Here is a 17983-nt window from a genome sequence, read left to right as displayed (position 1 = left end):
GGCAACTGTCAATTCGCCGATACCGGACTGCCCGGTGCGGGCCCGTGGCATGATGAAAATCCTTGTGCCACAGAGAACAACGCCAATTCTGCTGATCGATTACCTGCGCGGCACACCCGAGCGCGGGGTGAACGGGGCTGGCGAGGTAGCCGAGTCTGACGCACTCTTGATCTATGGCGTAGGTCGCCGGGCCTGCGGTGGTTTGTGCAGGGGAGTGGTCGCGTGAGAACGAAGCAGCGGGCGGAGATCGCCTGCGGGCGCCGGGCGATGCTCGCCGAGTTGGGTATCGGAGAGGCTTCCGGCCGTACGCGTGGGTCGAAAGCCGGTTATGCCTGCGGGTGCCCGGAATGCGCCGCCGCCCAGTGGGATACGCGGCGGCTCAAGTACTGGTTGTGCGGCAGGCTGCTCGCCTACGGGGCCGACGAGGCCGAGGTGGATCGGCGCATCGGCACGTTGCCGGTGGACGTGTACTGGCGCAAGGGCGACCGGGTGTACGCGATCGAGGTGCGCAGCGGCCCGCTGGAACGGGGCCTCGCCCAGGAGCACACCGAGCGGCTGCGCGCCGCCGGCTGCACGGATGTGCTGTGGCTGTGCCCGCCCGGCTACTGGGTGCCGTACCTGCACGCTCTCGGCATCGCCGACTTCGCGCCCGCCGCCTGTGATTACCGCGCGGTCACCGGTGTGCTGGACACCGAGCACGCCATGGCGGCGCCGCGGCGGGAGCCGGTCGAACTGCGCGAGTTCATCGCGGGCTGGGTACGCGGCGAGTACGTCTGGGGTTATCGGGACGAGAGGACAGGAGGCTGGGCTACCGTGACCGACTGGGAATACCACACGAAGACGCAGGCCATGGTCATCGCCCGGCAGCGCCAGGAACTGGTCAACCAGCGCACGGCGCTGGCGGTGACCCGCAAATCATTGCGCGACAGGCAGAAACACCTGCTGAAGCTGACCACGCGACTGGAACGCGCGGAGCTGGCCGCCCAGAAGCAGGCCGACGCCCTCGCTACCGCCCAGCGCACGATCGCCGATCACGATCGACTCGACAAGGCGCTGCGCAACACGATCGCCAATCTCGAGGTGACCATCGGCCGCTGGCAGCTGATCACGATCTGCGCGATGCTGCTGATCGTCACGTTCCTGGCGGCGGCGATGGTGGTGCGCTGAGCCGGAAGGGCGCCCGCTCCCACCGCCATTCGTGGCGCAGCACCAGCGCGAGGAAGTCCAGCAGTTCCAGGCCGGTCTTCGCACGCACTTCGCGGAGCGCGGCCCAGTGCACGGTGCCGCGCTCGACGAGGTCGCGCAGCATCCGCTCGCTGGTGGCGTCGACGGGGCGTGCGCGCAGATCGGGAACGCCGATGCGGCTGCCGGTCCAGACCAGCCAGCCCCAGCCGTTGGCGTGCGCGTGTGCTCGACCGGCGGCGGCCTTCACCCGGTTGACGTGGAAGCCGACGTGCCCGAGCGCGGCGACGTCGATCAAGACCGTGCGGCCGTCGGTGAGCCGGGCGACGATGCTGGGATAGTGCACCCGTTCCGCGCCGTCGAGGTCGTAGACGACCGCCGCGGGTTGCTCCTGAAAAGTCTCGACCAGATCGCTGGCGTTGAGGATCCAGAGCAGCCTGGCCTCCAAACCGGAGTCGAACGGCACGTCGCGACCGACCTTGTCCAGGTAGAAGCGCCCGCGGCCGTCGTCGTCGCTGTCCACGGTGCGCGCGGAGACGGTGGGGACCGCGGCCGCGGCGCCTGCCCGAGGCCAATCGACCTGGCTCAGCCAAGGATTCAGCTGACTCGTCGCCCGCGGCTCGGCATCGTGCAGCTTCGCCAGGCGCCGGTTGGTCTTCTTCTGCCAGGCGGCGATGCGCTGAGTGACGAACCCGGCGATCCGCTTGGCGTCCTCGGCCGCGTGCCCGGCCAGCCGCAGCTTCAGGTACGACAGCTCGGTCGCGGCGATGTCCGTGTCGGTCGCGTAGGTCTCCACCAGGAGCGCGCGCACCAGCTGCCGGTCCCTGGCGTCGAGCGGATAGCGCGCGGACAGGACCGCGGCGGCGTGATGGCCGGACAGTTGCGCCATCCGGATCATCTGCCCGACCGCTTTGGTGTGCAGTTGCCGCACCCGGTCGCGGGAAAGGTCGTAGCGAGCGCCGATCCGGGCCAGCGTCTCCGGTTTCTCCCCACCCACCCCGAGCCGAGCCGTCAGCAGGTCACCGTCCTTGGCCTTGTGGTCGGCGTGCAAAGCGATCAACTCGCCGAGCACCTCGTTGACCTCTTCGAGTTCGAACGAGATGTCATCTCGCAGATCGAGCGATTCGGGATCGTCGTCGTCCGGCGCCGCTCCTTGCGCGACCTCCGCACTGATCGTCACGCGACAACCCCCTGACTCGGCTCCGGCACTGTGCGCCACAGCGTATCCCCACCCACCGACACCGGACCGCCGCCGCGACCACCCGCGAACATCGCGCCACAACGATCGAAGCGGGGACTGGGTGCGGGATCTGCGCGACGAGTGCGTCGAGGCCGAGGTGCCGTTCTTCGTCAGCTTCTCTGCGCCATGACTGGCGCAAGCCATGATGAGGTGCTGGGTTTGTCAGGCGCTGCGCAGCCGAATTCTTCGGGTCGCGTCGAGATGCCGGTCGACGGTGAATTGTGCGGTGGTGCCGACGGCGGGGGGCGTGCCGGACCAGGACAGGACGGACCAAAGGCCATCGAATGCGACGACGTATTCGCGGTTGCTGGGGAAGACGTCGGTGACCTCGGCGGTGACTGCGGAGCCGACGGGGTGGCGGTTCTTGGCGGCCCACCATTCGGACTCGCTCATGGCGGGGAACCTTGTTGTGCTCGATCGGAAGGCGGGATCGAGAGGCCAGAGGCGAACCTGGCCGCGTGTGTGCTGGAGGACCTCGAACTCGGTCACTGTGCCGACAGCGGGCCATTGGTCGGCGGTAAACGGCAGATTCAGGATGTCGACGAATCCGGAGGGTGGATGGCCAAAGTCGACGAACAGTCCGACGACGCCGGGTCGCGGAATCAGCGTGACCACTCCGGTGACATGGTCGCCGATCGGATAAAGGCTGTGAGCGGCGTTGAGTTCCTCTTCGAGCTGGGGGTCGGGTTCGATCATCGTTGGACTATTTCAACGATCACTTCTGCCGATTGTCAATGATCAGGACTTGGTGGGAGATCAGTCCCGACCATTGCCCATGGTGCATTCGCGGTGCGGTCAACTGGGCAGCGGGGCGGCCGGACCCGAAGCACCACGGCCGCAGCCTTGACAGAGCTGCGCCACCAGCGGTGGCGTGTTCGCGCGTGGGGGCCGCGCTCAGTGCTGGATGGGAGTCACGAGCATTGGCGGTGGTCCAGGCACGCGAGTTCGCCGACGGGCCGGATCGCGTGGCGCGGGTGCAGCACGTTGCTAGGGTCCATCGCGCGGCCGATGCCGCGGCGACCAAGAGGGCCCGGGGCGGACATCGCAACGGATAGAGATCGCGGATTCTTCCATCCGTCGTTGCCAGTTCGACCTGGCACACCCAGCAACGCCGCCGGTCATCGAAACGCTGCGCCGCCTCGAACATGGCGAATATGGAGTGGCCGACGGCGGGTACGACCAGGCAATGTATGAGCTGAGTCTCTGGTGCCGACAACAGTGGGGATCGGCAAACGCGACACCCGAGCCGCACATCTTGGCGACGTTCGGATTCGCGAGATGGAACCCCAGTGGACACACCTGGCACGGAGAAGAAAGAAGACCGGGCAAGCAAGTGCACCGGTCTCGCATATGGGAGTGGTCCCAGCTGGGATCGAACCAGCGACCTTCCGCGTGTGAGGCGGACGCTCTCCCGCTGAGCTATGAGACCTGATATTTTTCCGGCGGCTCGGGGTGCCCTCCGGACGAGACGAAACATTAGCACGCGCCACCGGCGGTTCACCAAATCGCCATCCGGACAGAGACGGTTCGGCGGAACCTCCACTCATCCGGCGACCCTTTTCGCCCAGCCGCACGCCCGCCGCTATGCGTTCGCGACCGGTCGCCGACTCGACGTCCGCGCCGGTGGAAGCGACGACCGGAGCCTCCCCTCCCCCATCCACCACATGCGCCACCGGCGTCACACCATTCAACTTCTCGATTTCCGCCGTTCTACCAGCGGATTTGTGCCTTTCACCGAGCGTCCGCTAATGTTCTGTCTCGCACCACGGAGGCCGGAAACGAGCCCCGGGAGGCAGAATGCGGATGTAGCGCAGCTGGTAGCGCATCACCTTGCCAAGGTGAGGGTCGCGGGTTCGAATCCCGTCATCCGCTCGAGAGGTAGGGCCAGGCAAAATAACGCCGTCCCCCTTTGCGCGGTGGAGTGGCCGAGTGGTGAGGCAACGGCCTGCAAAGCCGTGCACACGGGTTCGATTCCCGTCTCCACCTCGCGCGATTAGCTCAGCGGGAGAGCGCTTCCCTGACACGGAAGAGGTCACTGGTTCAATCCCAGTATCGCGCACCACCGTCTCACGAGGTCAGGCCCGGTTTTCACCGGGTCTGATTTTGTTTGTGCCCAACGCGTGTAAAACGCACAGGCTCAGCAACATCTTTTTGCTATCCGGGACGGACGGCATCCCAGGGCACCCACTGCCGCATGGTGATCTCGGTGGGGCCGTTGTCAGTGCGCAGTTCGATCTCGAGGTACCCGGGCATGTCCCCCTCGAACACGCGGCCTCGACACCAGCCCTCAGTTGCGCTGTGACCTGAGTCACATTATGGTAGCGGTTGCTGTCATCGCGACCGGAAACCTTTTCACACGCTTTGGGAAGTCTTTACTATTGTCGCGACCGCCGTGTCAGGGGTCGTGCTCCACCGACGGGGACGGCCCGAGCTTCGCCCGCCGCTCGCCTTCGATGCCAAGAACATGTTTGACCGATGAACCGGGACCACCACCCGGCGAAGGAGAAAATATGTCCACCGACACCGATTCCGCACCCCGGACGTCGCCGCACGCGCACATGGCCGATCGGCTGACCCGGATCGCCCGTAACGATCTACCCGCGTCGATCGTGGTTTTCCTTGTCGCCCTTCCCCTTTCGCTCGGCGTGGCGGTGGCCGCCGGTGCTCCGGTCGCCGCGGGTTTGATCGCGGCCGTAATCGGCGGCGTGGTGGCGGGGCTCCTCGGCGGTTCCTCGATCCAGGTCAGCGGGCCCACCGCGAGCCTCACCGTGGTCGTCGCCGAGAGCGTGCACCAGTTCGGCTGGGCCGCAACGTGCTTCATCACCGTCGGCGCGGGCGTGCTGCAGATACTGTTCGGGCTGAGCCGGGTCGCGCGCGCCGCGCTGGCCATCGCCCCGGTGGTCGTGCACGGCATGCTGGCGGGCATCGGTGTGGTGATCGCGCTGCAACAGGTGCACGTGCTGCTCGGCGGGAACTCGCTGAGTTCGTCGTTCGCCGCGCTGGCCGCCCTGCCGCAACAGCTGACGTCGGTACGCACGGGCGACCTGTGCGTCGGGCTCGTCGTGATCGTCATCCTGATCGCCTGGCGATTCGCGCCGCCGCGGGTGCGCCTGATCCCCGGACCGCTCGTCGCCGTGGTCACCGCCACGCTGCTGGCGCTCGTCCTGCCCACGCACGTCGAGCGGATCGTGCTGAACGGCTCGTTGCTGGACTCCCTGGGCCTGCCCGCCGTCCCCTCCGGCGGCACGACCGCCGTCATCACGACGATGGTGACGATCGCGCTCATCGCCAGCGTCGAGAGCCTGCTGTCGGCCGTCGCGGTGGACAAGATGCGGCCGGGCCACCGCACCGACTTCGACCGGGAGTTGATCGGTCAGGGGTCGGCCAACGTCGTGTCCGGCCTGCTCGGCGGCCTGCCGATCGCCGCCGTCATCGTGCGCAGCATCACCAACGCGAACGCGGGCGCCCGCAGCCGGGCGTCGACCGTGCTGCACGGTGTCTGGATCCTGCTGTTCGCGGTGGCGCTGGCCGGGCTCGTACGGCAGATACCGACCGCCGCGCTGGCCGGACTGCTCATCTTCGTGGGCGCGCAACTGATCAAACTCGCGCATATCCGGCTGGCCAGACGAGCGGGCGAGATGTACGTCTACCTGGCGACTGTGCTGGGCGTGGTTTTCCTGAATCTGTTGCAGGGCATGGTGATCGGTCTGGTGCTCGCGTTCGCGCTGCTGCTGTGGCGGGTGGTGCGCGTGACGATCGTGGCGGCCCCCGTCCCCGGCTCGCGACGGTGGGTGGTCAGCATCGATGGCACGTGCACCTTCTTGGCCTTGCCGAAGCTGACCGCGGAACTGGCGAAGGTTCCGGCGGGCGCGGATGTGACCGTCGAGATGACCGTCGATTTCCTGGACCATGCCACGCACGAGTTCCTCACCGAATGGGCCAGGGAGCGTGAATCCGGCTCCGCGACCGTGGAATTCGCCGAACTTGGTAGCGCGCGGATGGCCACCGCCTTGGCCGGACCGCCCGAGCGCAGGCACGTGCGCCAGGTCATCGACCAGGTGATCGGGCCGTGGCGGCGCTCGGGCAACGGGGAGGACCGCATCGCGGCGGGCATCGCCGCCTATCACCGCGGCCACGCCCACGTGCTGCGCCCGCATCTGGACAAGCTGCGCCATCGGCACGACGCCGACTCGTTCTTCCTGACCTGCGCGGACGCGCGGATCGTGCCGAACGTCATCACCAACAGCGGACCGGGCGACCTGTTCACCGTGCGCAACGTGGGCAACCTGGTGCCGGTGCGCGGGGAGGACGTCTCGGTGGAGGCGGCCCTGATCTACGCGTTGGAGCGGCTGGTTGTGCGCGCGGTCGTGGTATGCGGTCATTCCGGCTGCGGTGCGATGGAGGCGCTGCACCGCGAGGTGCGTCCCGGGACCGGTCTCGGCGACTGGCTCGCACACGCGCGCCCGAGCCTGGAGCGCTACCGGCTGGGGCATCCGGTAGCCGCCGCCGCGGCCGTCGCGGGGTTCGGCGAGGTGGACCAGCTGGGCATGGTGAACGTGGCGGTGCAGCTGGAGACGCTGCACGCGCACCCGGTCGTGCGCCGGGGGATCGAGGAGCGGGGCGTAGTGGTGTCGGGGTTGTTCTTCGATCTCGCCACGGCCCGCGTGATCGAGGTCATGGTCGACGGCATCGCGGAGTTCGGCGACCGGGAGAGGCGGATCGCGGCGGAACCGGTCTGACCAGGCGATGTTCGGTGCGTCACGGTGATAACGACGAGAGGACAGTGGGGAACTACACACAATCGGCGAACTTCTCAGGCTTTGCTAAGTCTTTACCAATACAATTGTCCGTGTTTACATCTCGACTCATCGCTGTGTCGGGACTGCTTCACCGCGAGATGCCGGTTCGCGGTCTTGTGCCCTGCTGGACATGTTGATCGTCAACCGACCTCGGCGAATCAGCCGAGTCGGCGAAGGAGAGTCATGGCTATCGATCACGATTTAGCCCCGCCACCGTCCGTACCCGCACCGGCGGACCCGGGCCGCAGTTCCGGACCGCTGTCCGACCGCTTCACCGAGATCCTCCGCCACGATGTACCCGCCTCGATCGTGGTTTTCCTTGTCGCGCTACCACTTTCGCTGGGCATCGCGATCGCCTCCGGAGCCCCCGTCGCCGCCGGGCTCATCGCCGCCGTGATCGGCGGTATCGTCGCCGGAACGCTCGGCGGGTCGGTCCTCCAGGTGAGCGGCCCCGCCGCGGGCCTCACCGTGGTCGTCGCCGAGACGATCAATCAATTCGGCTGGCGCACCACGTGTTTCATCGTCTTCGCGGCCGGTGTGCTGCAGATCCTGCTCGGGCTCAGCCGGGTGGCCAGAGCGGCGCTCGCCGTGGCGCCCGTGGTGGTGCACGCGATGCTCGCCGGTATCGGCATCACGATCGCGCTGCAGCAGATCCATGTGCTGCTCGGCGGTTCCTCGCACAGCTCGGCTTGGCGCAACATCACCGAGCTGCCCGGGCAACTGTTGTCCCTGCACGGCGGCGGCACGCTGATCGGCGCGGTCGTGATCGCCATCATGCTCGGCTGGAAATACCTGCCCGCCAAGGTGCGCGTGGTGCCGGGCCCATTGGTCGCGGTGCTCGTGGGCACGGCGTTGTCGGTGGTGTTGCCGCTGAATGCCGAGCGCATCGTGCTCAATGGCTCGCTGTTCGACGCCATCGGCCTGCCCGCGCTGCCCAGCGGCGATTGGTCGGGTCTGGCTCTGGCCGTCCTCACCATCGCCCTGATCGCCAGCGTGGAGAGCCTGCTGTCCGCGGTGGCCGTGGACAAGATGCACTCGCGCAAGCGCACCGACTTCGATCGCGAGCTGATCGGCCAGGGTTCGGCGAATGTGCTGTCCGGCCTGCTCGGCGGACTGCCCGTCACCGGCGTGATCGTGCGCAGCGCCACCAACGTGCAGGCGGGAGCGCACAGCCGCGCCTCCGCGATCCTGCACGGCGTCTGGCTGCTGGTGTTCGCCGTGGCGCTGGTATCCGTGGTGGAGCAGATCCCGAAGGCCGCGCTGGCCGGTCTGCTCATCGTGATCGGCACCCAGCTGGTCAAGTTGGCCCACATCAAACTGGCCCGGCGCACCGGTGACCTGCTGATCTACGCCGTCACAGTGCTCGGGGTGGTATTCCTGAACCTGCTGGAGGGCGTGCTGATCGGCCTCGGCCTGGCCTTCGGGCTGCTGCTGTGGCGGGTCGTCCGAGTGACGGTCAGGGCCGAGCAGGTCCCCGGTACACAGCGCTGGCTCTTCGCCATCGACGGCTCGGCAACCTTCCTCGCACTGCCGAAGCTGTCGGCGCAGTTCGCGAAGATCCCACCGGGAGCCGACGTCACGGTGGAGATGACCGTCGACTTCCTCGATCACGCGGCGTTCGAGGCCATCGAGGAGTTCGCCCGCCAGCAGGTGAACAGCGGAGGCAGCGTCGATTTCGTGGAGATCGGCGGAGCCAGGATGGCCCACGCAGGCGCGCAACCGCCCGCGCGGAGCTTCGCGCGCTCGGTCTGGGACGAGATCCTCGGCCCCTGGCGACGCGACGAGCGGCACGAGAATCCGGTCGCGGCCGGCGTCGCGGCCTACCACCGCAGCCACGCGCACGTGGTCCGGCCCCACCTGGACGAGTTGCGCGACACGCAGGACCCGGATTCGTTCTTCCTGACCTGCTCGGACTCGCGGATCGTGCCGAACATCATCACCAACAGCGGACCGGGCGACCTGTTCACCGTGCGCAACGTGGGCAACCTCGCGCCCGCCGAGGGGGACGCGTCGGTCGAGGCGGCGCTGGTGTTCGCGCTCGAGCAGTTGAACGTCCGCTCGATCGTGGTCTGCGGGCATTCCTCCTGCGGCGCGATGAAGGCGCTGCACACCGGCGCCGAGGTACCCGGCGTGGACGCCTGGCTCGCGCATGCGCGCCCGAGCCTGGAGCGATTCCGCGCGGGCCATCCGGTCGCGGCCGCGGCACAGGAGGCCGGTTTCGGCGAGGTCGACCAGCTGGCAATGGTGAACGTCGCGGTGCAGCTCGAGTTGCTGCACCGGCACCCTGCGGTGCGCAAGGCGATCGCCGAGCGCGGCGTCACGGTGTCGGGCCTGTTCTTCGACATCGCCAGCGCCCGGGTCGTCGAGGTGACCGAGAACGGCATCGCGCATATCGATGACGCGGGCCATCAGCACACTCCCGAACTCGTGTGATCGACGGGGATGGGTGATCCCGCCCGGGCGCGCCGCCCGGGCGGGATCGCTGTATCCGGACGGTCGAGAGCAGATTCGGTCCGCCGGATTGCTCGTACCCTGGGAACGTGACCGCAGACCTGGAAACGAGCTCCGACGATCCGACCCGCTGGCGCGCCTTCCGCGCCGGCCTCGAACGACGGCCTAAGCTCTACCTCGTCTACCGGATCGTCGTCGCGGTCGTCGGTATCGCCGTGCTCGCGGTCGGCGTGCTCGCGATCCCCTATCCCGGTCCCGGCTGGGCGATCGTGTTCGCCGGACTCGGCATTCTTGCCACCGAATTCGCTTGGGCGCGTAGCGCATTGGCCTGGTTACGGGACCGGTACCGGCAATTGATGGACTGGTATCGCAGGCAGGGCAGGCCCGTGCAGGCCGTCGGGGCGATCGGGACCGCCGCGTTGGTCGTGGCGACGCTGTGGATATTGGGAACCTTCGGGCTAGTGGGTAGTTGGATCGGAGTCGAATGGGAATGGCTGCGCAGCCCCCTGCAACGGTGACCACCGTTCCGGGGCGCGTGCTCACCGAACCGGAATGGCTGGCCGCGCGCATCGCGGAGATGGGCCATTCCTGGGGGACCACGTCGCCGCGGATCGCGGGCACGCTCTGGTGGTGCATGGTCGCCTCCGCTCTGGTGGAGCAGCTCGCGCGGGCCTACGCGGACGACGAGGACGCCCCCGTCCCCGCGCTGGACCGGCTGGAGTGCGAGGTGCGCCCGGACGGTGGCGTCGAGCGCGTGCGCGTGCCCGCGCACGATGTTCCCTCCGTCAGCGGCGCGACGGCGCTGCGCGACACGCTCGGCGTCGTGATCCCGCCGGTCGCCGAGGTGTCCGGCGCGGGAGTCCCCGCGCTGTGGGCGATCGCCGCCGACGCGATCGGCAACCGCGCGCTCGACGCCGGTTCGCCGGAAGCGGGGGCGCGGCTGGCAGCCGACATCGCGGGCAAACTCCCGGTGCCGCGGTTCGTGGAGATCGGCGGACGCACCTTCGTCCGGCGCATTTCCTGCTGCCTGGTGTTCGAGGTGCCGGGTTGCCAGATGTGCACCAGCTGCCCGAAGCGGCCCGCGGCCGAACGGGCCGCACTGCTCGCGGACCTGGCCGCCGAAAACTGAGCAGAGCAACCTGCGCGAGGCGCAAGTGGTTTCCCGCGCCACCCGACCGGTACGGCCAAAGGCCCGAAGCGGCAGGACAGCGGCGGGACAGTAGCATGGTCGCGCCGGACGAACTTGCGATCGGCCACCATCAAGCGGGCCCTGCCCGCACACGAGAACGCCAAGGAGAGCGCAGCCGTGACCACCTCAGCCCCCATCAGCCCAGTCACCCTCGTCCGGGTGCCGGGCGGGACGACGGCGGGCGCCGCGGTGCGCGAGGCGGGCCTGCCGACCAAGGGGCCGGAGACCGTCGTGGTCGTCCGGGTGGACGGTGAGCTCAAGGACCTCTCCTGGACCCCGGCCGACGACGTGGACGTGGAGCCGGTCGCGGCGAACACCGCCGAGGGCCGCAACGTCATCCGGCACTCCGCCGCGCATGTGCTCGCCCAGGCCGTGCAGCAGGAGTTCCCCGAGGCCAAGCTGGGCATCGGGCCCTACATCAAGGACGGGTTCTACTACGACTTCCGCGTCGAACGGCCGTTCACCCCGGAGGATCTGGCGAAGCTGGAATCCCGGATGAAGAAGATCGTCAAAGGCGCGCAGCGGTTCTCCCGCCGGGTGGTCGAGATCGACGACGCCAGGGTCGAACTGGCCGGGGAGCCGTTCAAACTGGAGCTGATCAGCGACAAGTCCGGCATCGACGATCCGGAGGTCATGGAGGTCGGCGGCAAAGAGCTGACCATCTACGACAACCTGGATCCGCGCACCGGCGAGCGGATCTGGGGCGACCTGTGCCGCGGTCCGCACATTCCGACCACGAAGTTCATCCCGGCCTTCAAGCTGACCCGCAGCTCGGCCGCCTACTGGCGCGGCGACCAGAGCCGCGAGGACCTGCAGCGCATCTACGGCACCGCGTGGGAATCGCAGGAGGCGCTCGACGAGCACCTGCACCTGCTCGCCGAGGCCGAGCGCCGCGACCACCGCAAGCTCGGCCTGGAGCTGGACCTGTTCAGCTTCCCCGACGAACTCGGCTCCGGCCTGCCGGTGTTCCACCCGAAGGGCGGGATCATCCGCAAGGAGCTGGAGGAGTACTCGCGCCGCAGGCATATCGCGGCGGGCTACGAGTTCGTCAACACCCCGCACATCACCAAGGGCCACCTGTTCGAGGTCTCCGGCCACCTGGACTGGTACCGCGACGGCATGTTCCCGGCCATGCACCTGGATGCCGAGCTCAACGAGGACGGCACCGTCCGCAAGCCCGGCCAGGACTACTACGTCAAGCCGATGAACTGCCCGATGCACAACCTGATCTTCCGCGCCCGTGGCCGGTCGTACCGGGAGCTGCCGCTGCGCCTGTTCGAGTTCGGCTCGGTCTACCGCTACGAGAAGTCCGGCGTGGTGCACGGCCTGACCCGGGTGCGCGGCATGACGCAGGACGACGCGCACATCTACTGCACCAAAGAGCAGATGCACAGCGAACTGACCGACACGCTGCGGTTCGTGCTGGATCTGCTGAAGGATTACGGCCTCGACGACTTCTACCTCGAGCTGTCCACCAAGGACCCGAAGAAGTTCGTCGGTTCCGACGAGATCTGGGAGGAGGCCACCGAGACCTTGTCCAAGGTCGCCTCCGCCTCCGGCCTGGAGTTGGTGCCCGATCCGGGTGGCGCCGCCTTCTACGGCCCCAAGATCTCGGTGCAGGCCAAGGACGCGCTGGGCCGCACCTGGCAGATGTCGACCATCCAGCTGGACTTCAACCTGCCCGAGCGCTTCGACCTGGAATACACCGCCTCCGACGGCACCAAGCAGCGGCCGGTCATGATCCACCGCGCGCTGTTCGGCTCGATCGAGCGATTCTTCGGTGTGCTCACCGAGCACTACGCGGGCGCGTTCCCGGCCTGGCTCTCGCCGGTGCAGGTCGTCGGCATCCCGGTCGCCGAAACCTTTGCCCCGCATCTGGATCGGGTGATCGAACGGTTGCAGGACGAGGGCATCCGGGCACTGGTGGATCGCAGCGACGATCGCATGCAGAAGAAGATCTTCAACAACACCGCGCAGAAGGTGCCGTTCATGCTGCTGGCCGGTGAGCGCGACGTGACCGCGAACGCCGTGAGCTTCCGCTTCCGCGACGGCACCCAGGTCAACGGCGTACCGGTCGACGACGCGGTGGCCACCATCGTCGCGTGGATCGCCCAGCGGCAGAACGCGTCGCCGACGGCCGAGGGTTTCGAGATCAAGGGCCCGGCATGACCGAGCGGACGGTGCAGGACGGGCTCGCGGATCTGGACGGAACCGCGACCCCGGAGGAGCCGGGCAGCATCGTGGACAGCGGCGCGGGCGAACCGGATCGGCTGCTGCGGCTGTGGACGCCGTATCGCATGTCCTACATCGCGGAGGCGGCCACCGGCCCCAAGGATTCGACCGGCCATCCCTTCACCGACATCCCGAAGATGTCCGATGAGGACGGATTGGTCGTCGCGCGGGGTGAGCTGGTGTACGCCGTGCTCAACCTGTACCCGTACAACCCGGGGCACATGATGGTCGTGCCGTACCGCAAGGTGGCCAACCTGGAGGACCTCACCGAGGCGGAGAGCGCCGAACTGATGGCCTTCACCCAGCAGGCGATCCGGGTGATGAAGAAGGTGTCCCGGCCGCACGGGTTCAATGTCGGGCTGAATCTCGGCGGGGTGGCCGGTGGGTCGCTGGCCGATCACCTGCACCAGCACATCGTGCCGCGCTGGGGCGGAGACGCGAACTTCATCACCGTCATCGGCGGGGCGAAGGTGATGCCGCAACTGCTGCGGGAGACCAGGGCGCTGCTGTCGGCGGCCTGGAAGGAGGCCTAGAGATGAGCGACCGGGTGGATCGGCCGTGCTGAGCTTCTTCGGCCGCGAGACGTTCGCCAAGGCGACGGCTCCGCTGGGCCGGGCGCTGGTCGGCACGGGACTCACGCCCGATGCCGTGACGCTGATCGGCACCACCGCCTCCATAGTCGCCGCGGTCACGCTGTTCCCCACCGGACATCTGTTCTGGGGAACCATGGTGATCTGGTTGTTCGTCATGTTCGACATGCTCGACGGGGCGATGGCCAGGGCGCGCGGCGGCGGAACGAAATACGGCGCGGTGCTGGACGCCACCTGTGACCGGCTGGCCGACGGCGCCATCTTCGCCGGGCTGGCCTGGTGGGCGGTCTTCCACGAACAGCACAGGCCGCTGTTCGCCGCGACGCTGGTCGTTCTGGTGACCTCGCAGGTGATCTCCTATGCCAAGGCGCGCGCGGAGGCCAGCGGGCTGTCCGCGGACGGCGGCATCATCGAGCGGCCGGATCGGCTGATCATCGTGCTGGTGGGCGCCGGACTCACCGGCATCGCCGGCTACTGGGGCATAGAGTGGCTCACCTACGCCGTGCACGTGGCCATGTGGATCCTCGCCGTGCTCAGTATCGTCACCGTCGTTCAGCGGGTGCTGGCCGTGCGCAACTCGCCGGGGGCGCGCACCGTGATCCCGGCCGCGCGGCCGCAGAGCCCGAGCGCGGGAACCGCCGACACCCCGGGACTTCCGTCGTGATCTCACGCCGTGCGGGACGCAGGCCGATCGACGGCGGCGTCCGGGTATTCGCGACGATGGACAGCGGACCTGCGGTGCGGGAGTGCGGATGACGATAGGGGAGCAGCTCGGCGCCGCCGGATACGCGGCGGGCTGGCGGCTGGTGCGCGCACTGCCGGAGTCGACGGCCCGGCGACTGTTCGAGTGGGGCGGGGACCGGGTCGCCCGCCGCGCCAATCGGGAGTTCCACGCGGGCGGCGCGCCGAACCAGTTGCGGCGCAACCTGGCGCGCGTGCTCGGCGTACTGCCCGCCGACGTGCCGGACGAGTTGATCAGCGCCAGCATGCGGTCGTACGCGCGATATTGGCGGGAAGCGTTCCGGCTGCCCGGGATGGACCACGCGGCGATCGACTACTTCGTAGGTGGGCTGCAATACCTGGACGCCGCACTCGAGCAGGGTCGAGGCGTGGTTTTCGTGCTGCCGCACTCCGGCAATTGGGACATGGCGGGCGTCTGGCTGGTGCAGCACTACGGCGGCTTATCCACCGTGGCCGAGCGGTTGAAGCCGGAATCGCTGTTCGAGCGGTTCGTCGCCTACCGGGAAAGCCTGGGCTTCGAAGTGTTCCCGCTGACCGGTGGCGAGCAACCGCCGTTCGACCAGTTGGCGGCCCGCCTGCGGCAGAACAGGATCGTGTGCCTGCTGGGCGAACGCGACCTCACCGGCAAAGGCGTTCCCGTGCAGTTCTTCGGTGAGCGCACCTGGATGCCCGCGGGCTCGGCCAAACTGGCCATCGAGACCGGCGCGGCGCTGCTGCCGGTGCACGCGTGGTTCGAGGTCGAGGCCGACGGCCGTGAGAACTGGGGCCTGAAGGTCGAGGCGCCGGTGGACGTTTCCGGTGGCGTAGCCGCGGCCACGCAGGCGCTGGCGGATCGTTTCGCGGCGAATATCGCCGAGCATCCCGCGGACTGGCACATGCTGCAACCATTGTGGGAGAGCGATCTCTCGCCCCGGCGGCGCGCGATGATCGACACCGCACAGGCGAGACTCGGGGCCGAGCAGGGAGACGTATCGCCATGAAGATCGGCATGGTCTGCCCCTATTCGTTCGATGTCCCCGGTGGGGTGCAGGCACATGTAGTCGAGCTGGCGCGGGTGTTCATCGAGCGGGGGCACAAGGTGAGCGTGCTCGCGCCCGCGTCGGAGGACACTCCGCTTCCGGAGTTCGTGGTGTCGGCGGGCCGGGCGGTGGCCATCCCGTACAACGGGTCGGTGGCCAGGCTGTCGTTCGGGCCCATGGCCTACACCAGGATTCGCCGGTGGATCGACGGCAACGACTTCGACGTCCTGCACATCCACGAACCGAACGCGCCCAGCCTGTCCATGCTCGCGTTGAAGATCGCCGAGGGTCCGATCGTCGCGACCTTCCACACCTCGACGACGAAGTCCTTGGTGCTGAGCACTTTCCAGGGCGTGCTGCGGCCGTATCACGAGAAGATCTCCGGCCGTATCGCGGTCTCCGAGCTGGCGCGCCGCTGGCAGGTCGAGGCGCTGGGCTCGGACGCGGTGGAGATCCCCAACGGGGTCGACGTCCCGGCGTTCGCCCGCGCGCCGATGCTGCCCGGCTATCCGCGCTCCGGCGGCACGGTGCTGTTCCTGGGGCGCTACGACGAGCCGCGTAAGGGTATGGACGTACTGCTCGGCGCGCTGCCCGATCTGGTGCGCAGGCATCCCGACGTCGAGATCCTGATCGTCGGCCGCGGTGACGAGGACCGGTTGCGCCGCGAAGCGGGCAAGCTGGCAGGCCACCTGCGCTTCCTCGGCCAGGTGTCCGACGAGGAGAAGGCTTCGGCGATGCGCAGCGCGGACGTGTACGTGGCGCCCAACCTGGGCGGGGAGAGCTTCGGCATCATCCTCATCGAGGCGATGGCGGCAGGCACCGCGGTGGTGGCCAGTGAGCTGGACGCCTTCCGCCGGGTACTGCGGGACGGTACGGCGGGCATGCTGGTCCCGATCGGGGATTCGGCGGCCCTGGCCACCGCGCTGCACACCGTGCTCACCGACGAGGTGCGCAGAGAGGCGCTGGTGCGCACCGCGACACAGGTGGTCGGCGAGTACGACTGGCCGGTGGTGGCCGAACAGATCCTGCGCGTCTACGAGACGGTGACCGTCGGCGACACCCGAGTTCGGGCCGCCGGATGATCACGTTCTCCGCCACGACCGTTCTCGTCCTCGCGCTGATCGCGGCGATCGTCGTCGCGATCGGTCTGTGGGCGTACTCCACCGCCAACCGGCTCGACCGGCTGCACGTGCGCTCCGACCAGTCCTGGCAGGCGCTGGACGCGGCGCTGGCCCGGCGGGCGGTGGTGGCCCGGTCGGTCGCCATGGCGATCGCGGGCCCGGTGTCCGATCCGGCCATGGCGGAGCAGGCCAGACAACTCTCGGCCCTGGCCGACCGGGCCGAGCGCGCCGGGCGCGCCGAACGGGAGACGGTGGAGAACCGGCTGTCCTCCGCGTTGTCGGCGGTGGACATCGGCACGCTGCGCCCGCAACTGGTCGCCGAACTGGCCGACGCCGAGGCCCGGGTGCTGATCGCCCGCCGCTTCCACAACGACGCCGTGCGCGACACGCTGGCGCTGCGCACCCGCCGTCCGGTCCGGATCCTGCACCTCGGCGGCACCGCCCCGCTGCCTTCCTACTTCGAGATCACCGAGCGCGCCACTCCCGCGGCGTCCACCGGGCTGGCGGTCGACACCATCCGCACCACGGCGCGGGTCGTGCTGTTCGACGAGAACGACCGGACGTTGCTGATGCGCGGCAACGACCCGAAGACGCCGGAGGTGTCGTTCTGGTTCACCGTCGGCGGCGGTGTGGAGCCGGGGGAGAGCCTGCGCGCCGCGGCCGTGCGGGAACTGTACGAGGAGACCGGTTACCGCGCGGATCCGGTCGACCTGCGCGGCCCGATCTGGCGGCGGGTCGCGGTGTTCCCCTTCGACGGTGAGCTGATCCGGTCGGAGGAACTGTTCTTCGCGCTGCGGGCGCGTGGATTCGAACCGCACGCGGCGAATCGGACTCTGATCGAACGTCGCTCGATCACCGGGCACAAATGGTGCACCGCGGCCGATATCGTCGCGCTGGACCGCTCCGGCGAAACCGTCTACCCGTACCACCTGGACGAACTACTCGGCGAAGCCGCCGAGGCGGCATCGGGCCCCGCCGACCCGGAGGTTCGTTCCATCCGCTGACCGGCCCGAACGCATGTGATGTGTTTCACGATCGTGATAGCGTCGCGATGATTCGGCGCGCCGGAGGGTACTGCTGTCAGGGACGCATGTCAGTTCGGTGTCGTGGTCCTGCCGTCGGCGGGGCCGTTCCAGCTCGGTTGTGGAGGTAGTTCGTTCATGTCGTACCTGCTGTTCGATTTCCTGTTGCCGCTGATCGGCCCCGCGGCCGCGGAGTACTGGGCGACGTTGCTGGTGGTCGGCCCGCTGTGAGCCGGCGCCCGGCAACGGCCGGGCAGCCGGGATGGCGCGCTCGCCGAGCCGTCCCGGCTCAGGGCGCATAACCGAGATCACACCAGGCCAGTGCCCTCCAACTGGCTATCAAGTGGCCTTTTGTCACCGGCTTAGAATCGTGGCGTTCGCATCCGAGCGACCGATT

13 protein-coding genes and 4 tRNA genes are annotated in these 17983 nt (G+C 68.4%); 14 read left to right on the top strand and 3 right to left on the bottom strand.

Features of this window, described 5'->3' with window-relative positions:
* Positions 1-222 precede the first annotated feature (222 nt).
* Positions 223-1167, top strand: a complete 945-nt coding sequence (locus ABZ420_RS00840; protein ID WP_357115758.1) for a hypothetical protein — start codon at positions 223-225, stop codon at positions 1165-1167.
* Here ABZ420_RS00840 and ABZ420_RS00835 read toward each other — a convergent pair.
* The 3 genes from ABZ420_RS00835 to ABZ420_RS00825 form a co-directional block, all read right to left on the bottom strand.
* On the bottom strand, positions 1133-2362 hold the full coding sequence (locus tag ABZ420_RS00835; RefSeq protein ID WP_357115755.1) for a sigma factor-like helix-turn-helix DNA-binding protein: 1230 nt from the start codon (positions 2360-2362) through the stop codon (positions 1133-1135). The two genes, ABZ420_RS00840 and ABZ420_RS00835, sit on opposite strands and share 35 nt — an antisense overlap.
* A gap of 222 nt (positions 2363-2584) precedes the next feature.
* Positions 2585-3118, bottom strand: coding sequence for a hypothetical protein (locus ABZ420_RS00830; protein ID WP_357115752.1), 534 nt, complete (start codon positions 3116-3118; stop codon positions 2585-2587).
* Positions 3119-3779: 661 nt separating this feature from the next.
* Positions 3780-3851, bottom strand: a tRNA-Val gene (locus ABZ420_RS00825).
* A gap of 370 nt (positions 3852-4221) precedes the next feature.
* Here ABZ420_RS00825 and ABZ420_RS00820 point away from each other — a divergent pair.
* From ABZ420_RS00820 to ABZ420_RS00760, 13 genes are all read left to right on the top strand, one after another.
* A tRNA-Gly gene (locus tag ABZ420_RS00820) sits at positions 4222-4294 on the top strand.
* Between the two features lie 43 nt (positions 4295-4337).
* Positions 4338-4408 (top strand) — tRNA-Cys (locus ABZ420_RS00815).
* A 1-nt stretch (position 4409) separates the two neighbouring features.
* Positions 4410-4484: transfer RNA gene (locus ABZ420_RS00810), tRNA-Val, on the top strand.
* A gap of 448 nt (positions 4485-4932) precedes the next feature.
* Positions 4933-7161 carry a bifunctional SulP family inorganic anion transporter/carbonic anhydrase gene (locus ABZ420_RS00805; protein WP_357115749.1) on the top strand — a complete coding sequence of 743 codons (2229 nt, stop codon included), beginning with the start codon at positions 4933-4935 and terminating at the stop codon, positions 7159-7161.
* Between the two features lie 243 nt (positions 7162-7404).
* Positions 7405-9654, top strand: a complete 2250-nt coding sequence (locus ABZ420_RS00800; RefSeq protein ID WP_357115746.1) for a bifunctional SulP family inorganic anion transporter/carbonic anhydrase — start codon at positions 7405-7407, stop codon at positions 9652-9654.
* A gap of 107 nt (positions 9655-9761) precedes the next feature.
* On the top strand, positions 9762-10190 hold the full coding sequence (locus ABZ420_RS00795) for a TIGR02611 family protein (protein WP_357115743.1): 429 nt from the start codon (positions 9762-9764) through the stop codon (positions 10188-10190).
* Entirely contained in the window at positions 10187-10801 is a 615-nt protein-coding gene (locus ABZ420_RS00790) for a (2Fe-2S)-binding protein (protein WP_357115740.1), read from the top strand. Before ABZ420_RS00795 ends, ABZ420_RS00790 begins: the two co-directional genes overlap by 4 nt.
* Positions 10802-10978: 177 nt before the next feature.
* Positions 10979-13030: a threonine--tRNA ligase gene (gene thrS, locus ABZ420_RS00785; protein WP_357115737.1), complete on the top strand. Its 2052-nt coding sequence runs from the start codon at positions 10979-10981 to the stop codon at positions 13028-13030.
* A complete protein-coding gene (locus ABZ420_RS00780) occupies positions 13027-13626 on the top strand; it encodes an HIT domain-containing protein (protein ID WP_357115734.1) in 600 nt (199 codons plus the stop codon). The genes thrS and ABZ420_RS00780 overlap by 4 nt, the downstream gene beginning before the upstream one ends.
* A gap of 25 nt (positions 13627-13651) precedes the next feature.
* Positions 13652-14347 carry a phosphatidylinositol phosphate synthase gene (pgsA, locus tag ABZ420_RS00775; RefSeq protein ID WP_357115731.1) on the top strand — a complete coding sequence of 232 codons (696 nt, stop codon included), beginning with the start codon at positions 13652-13654 and terminating at the stop codon, positions 14345-14347.
* Between the two features lie 88 nt (positions 14348-14435).
* Positions 14436-15404 (top strand): phosphatidylinositol mannoside acyltransferase, encoded by a 969-nt coding sequence (locus ABZ420_RS00770; RefSeq protein WP_357115728.1) that lies wholly within the window; start codon positions 14436-14438, stop codon positions 15402-15404.
* On the top strand, positions 15401-16525 hold the full coding sequence (locus tag ABZ420_RS00765) for a glycosyltransferase family 4 protein (protein ID WP_357115725.1): 1125 nt from the start codon (positions 15401-15403) through the stop codon (positions 16523-16525). Before ABZ420_RS00770 ends, ABZ420_RS00765 begins: the two co-directional genes overlap by 4 nt.
* Positions 16525-17568 carry an NUDIX domain-containing protein gene (locus ABZ420_RS00760; protein WP_357116429.1) on the top strand — a complete coding sequence of 348 codons (1044 nt, stop codon included), beginning with the start codon at positions 16525-16527 and terminating at the stop codon, positions 17566-17568. The genes ABZ420_RS00765 and ABZ420_RS00760 overlap by 1 nt, the downstream gene beginning before the upstream one ends.
* Positions 17569-17983 lie beyond the last annotated feature (415 nt).

It is taken from the genome of Nocardia sp. NPDC005745, from assembly GCF_040630775.1.
Classification (GTDB): domain Bacteria; phylum Actinomycetota; class Actinomycetes; order Mycobacteriales; family Mycobacteriaceae; genus Nocardia.
This window is presented reverse-complemented; position numbering and strand designations above follow the sequence as displayed.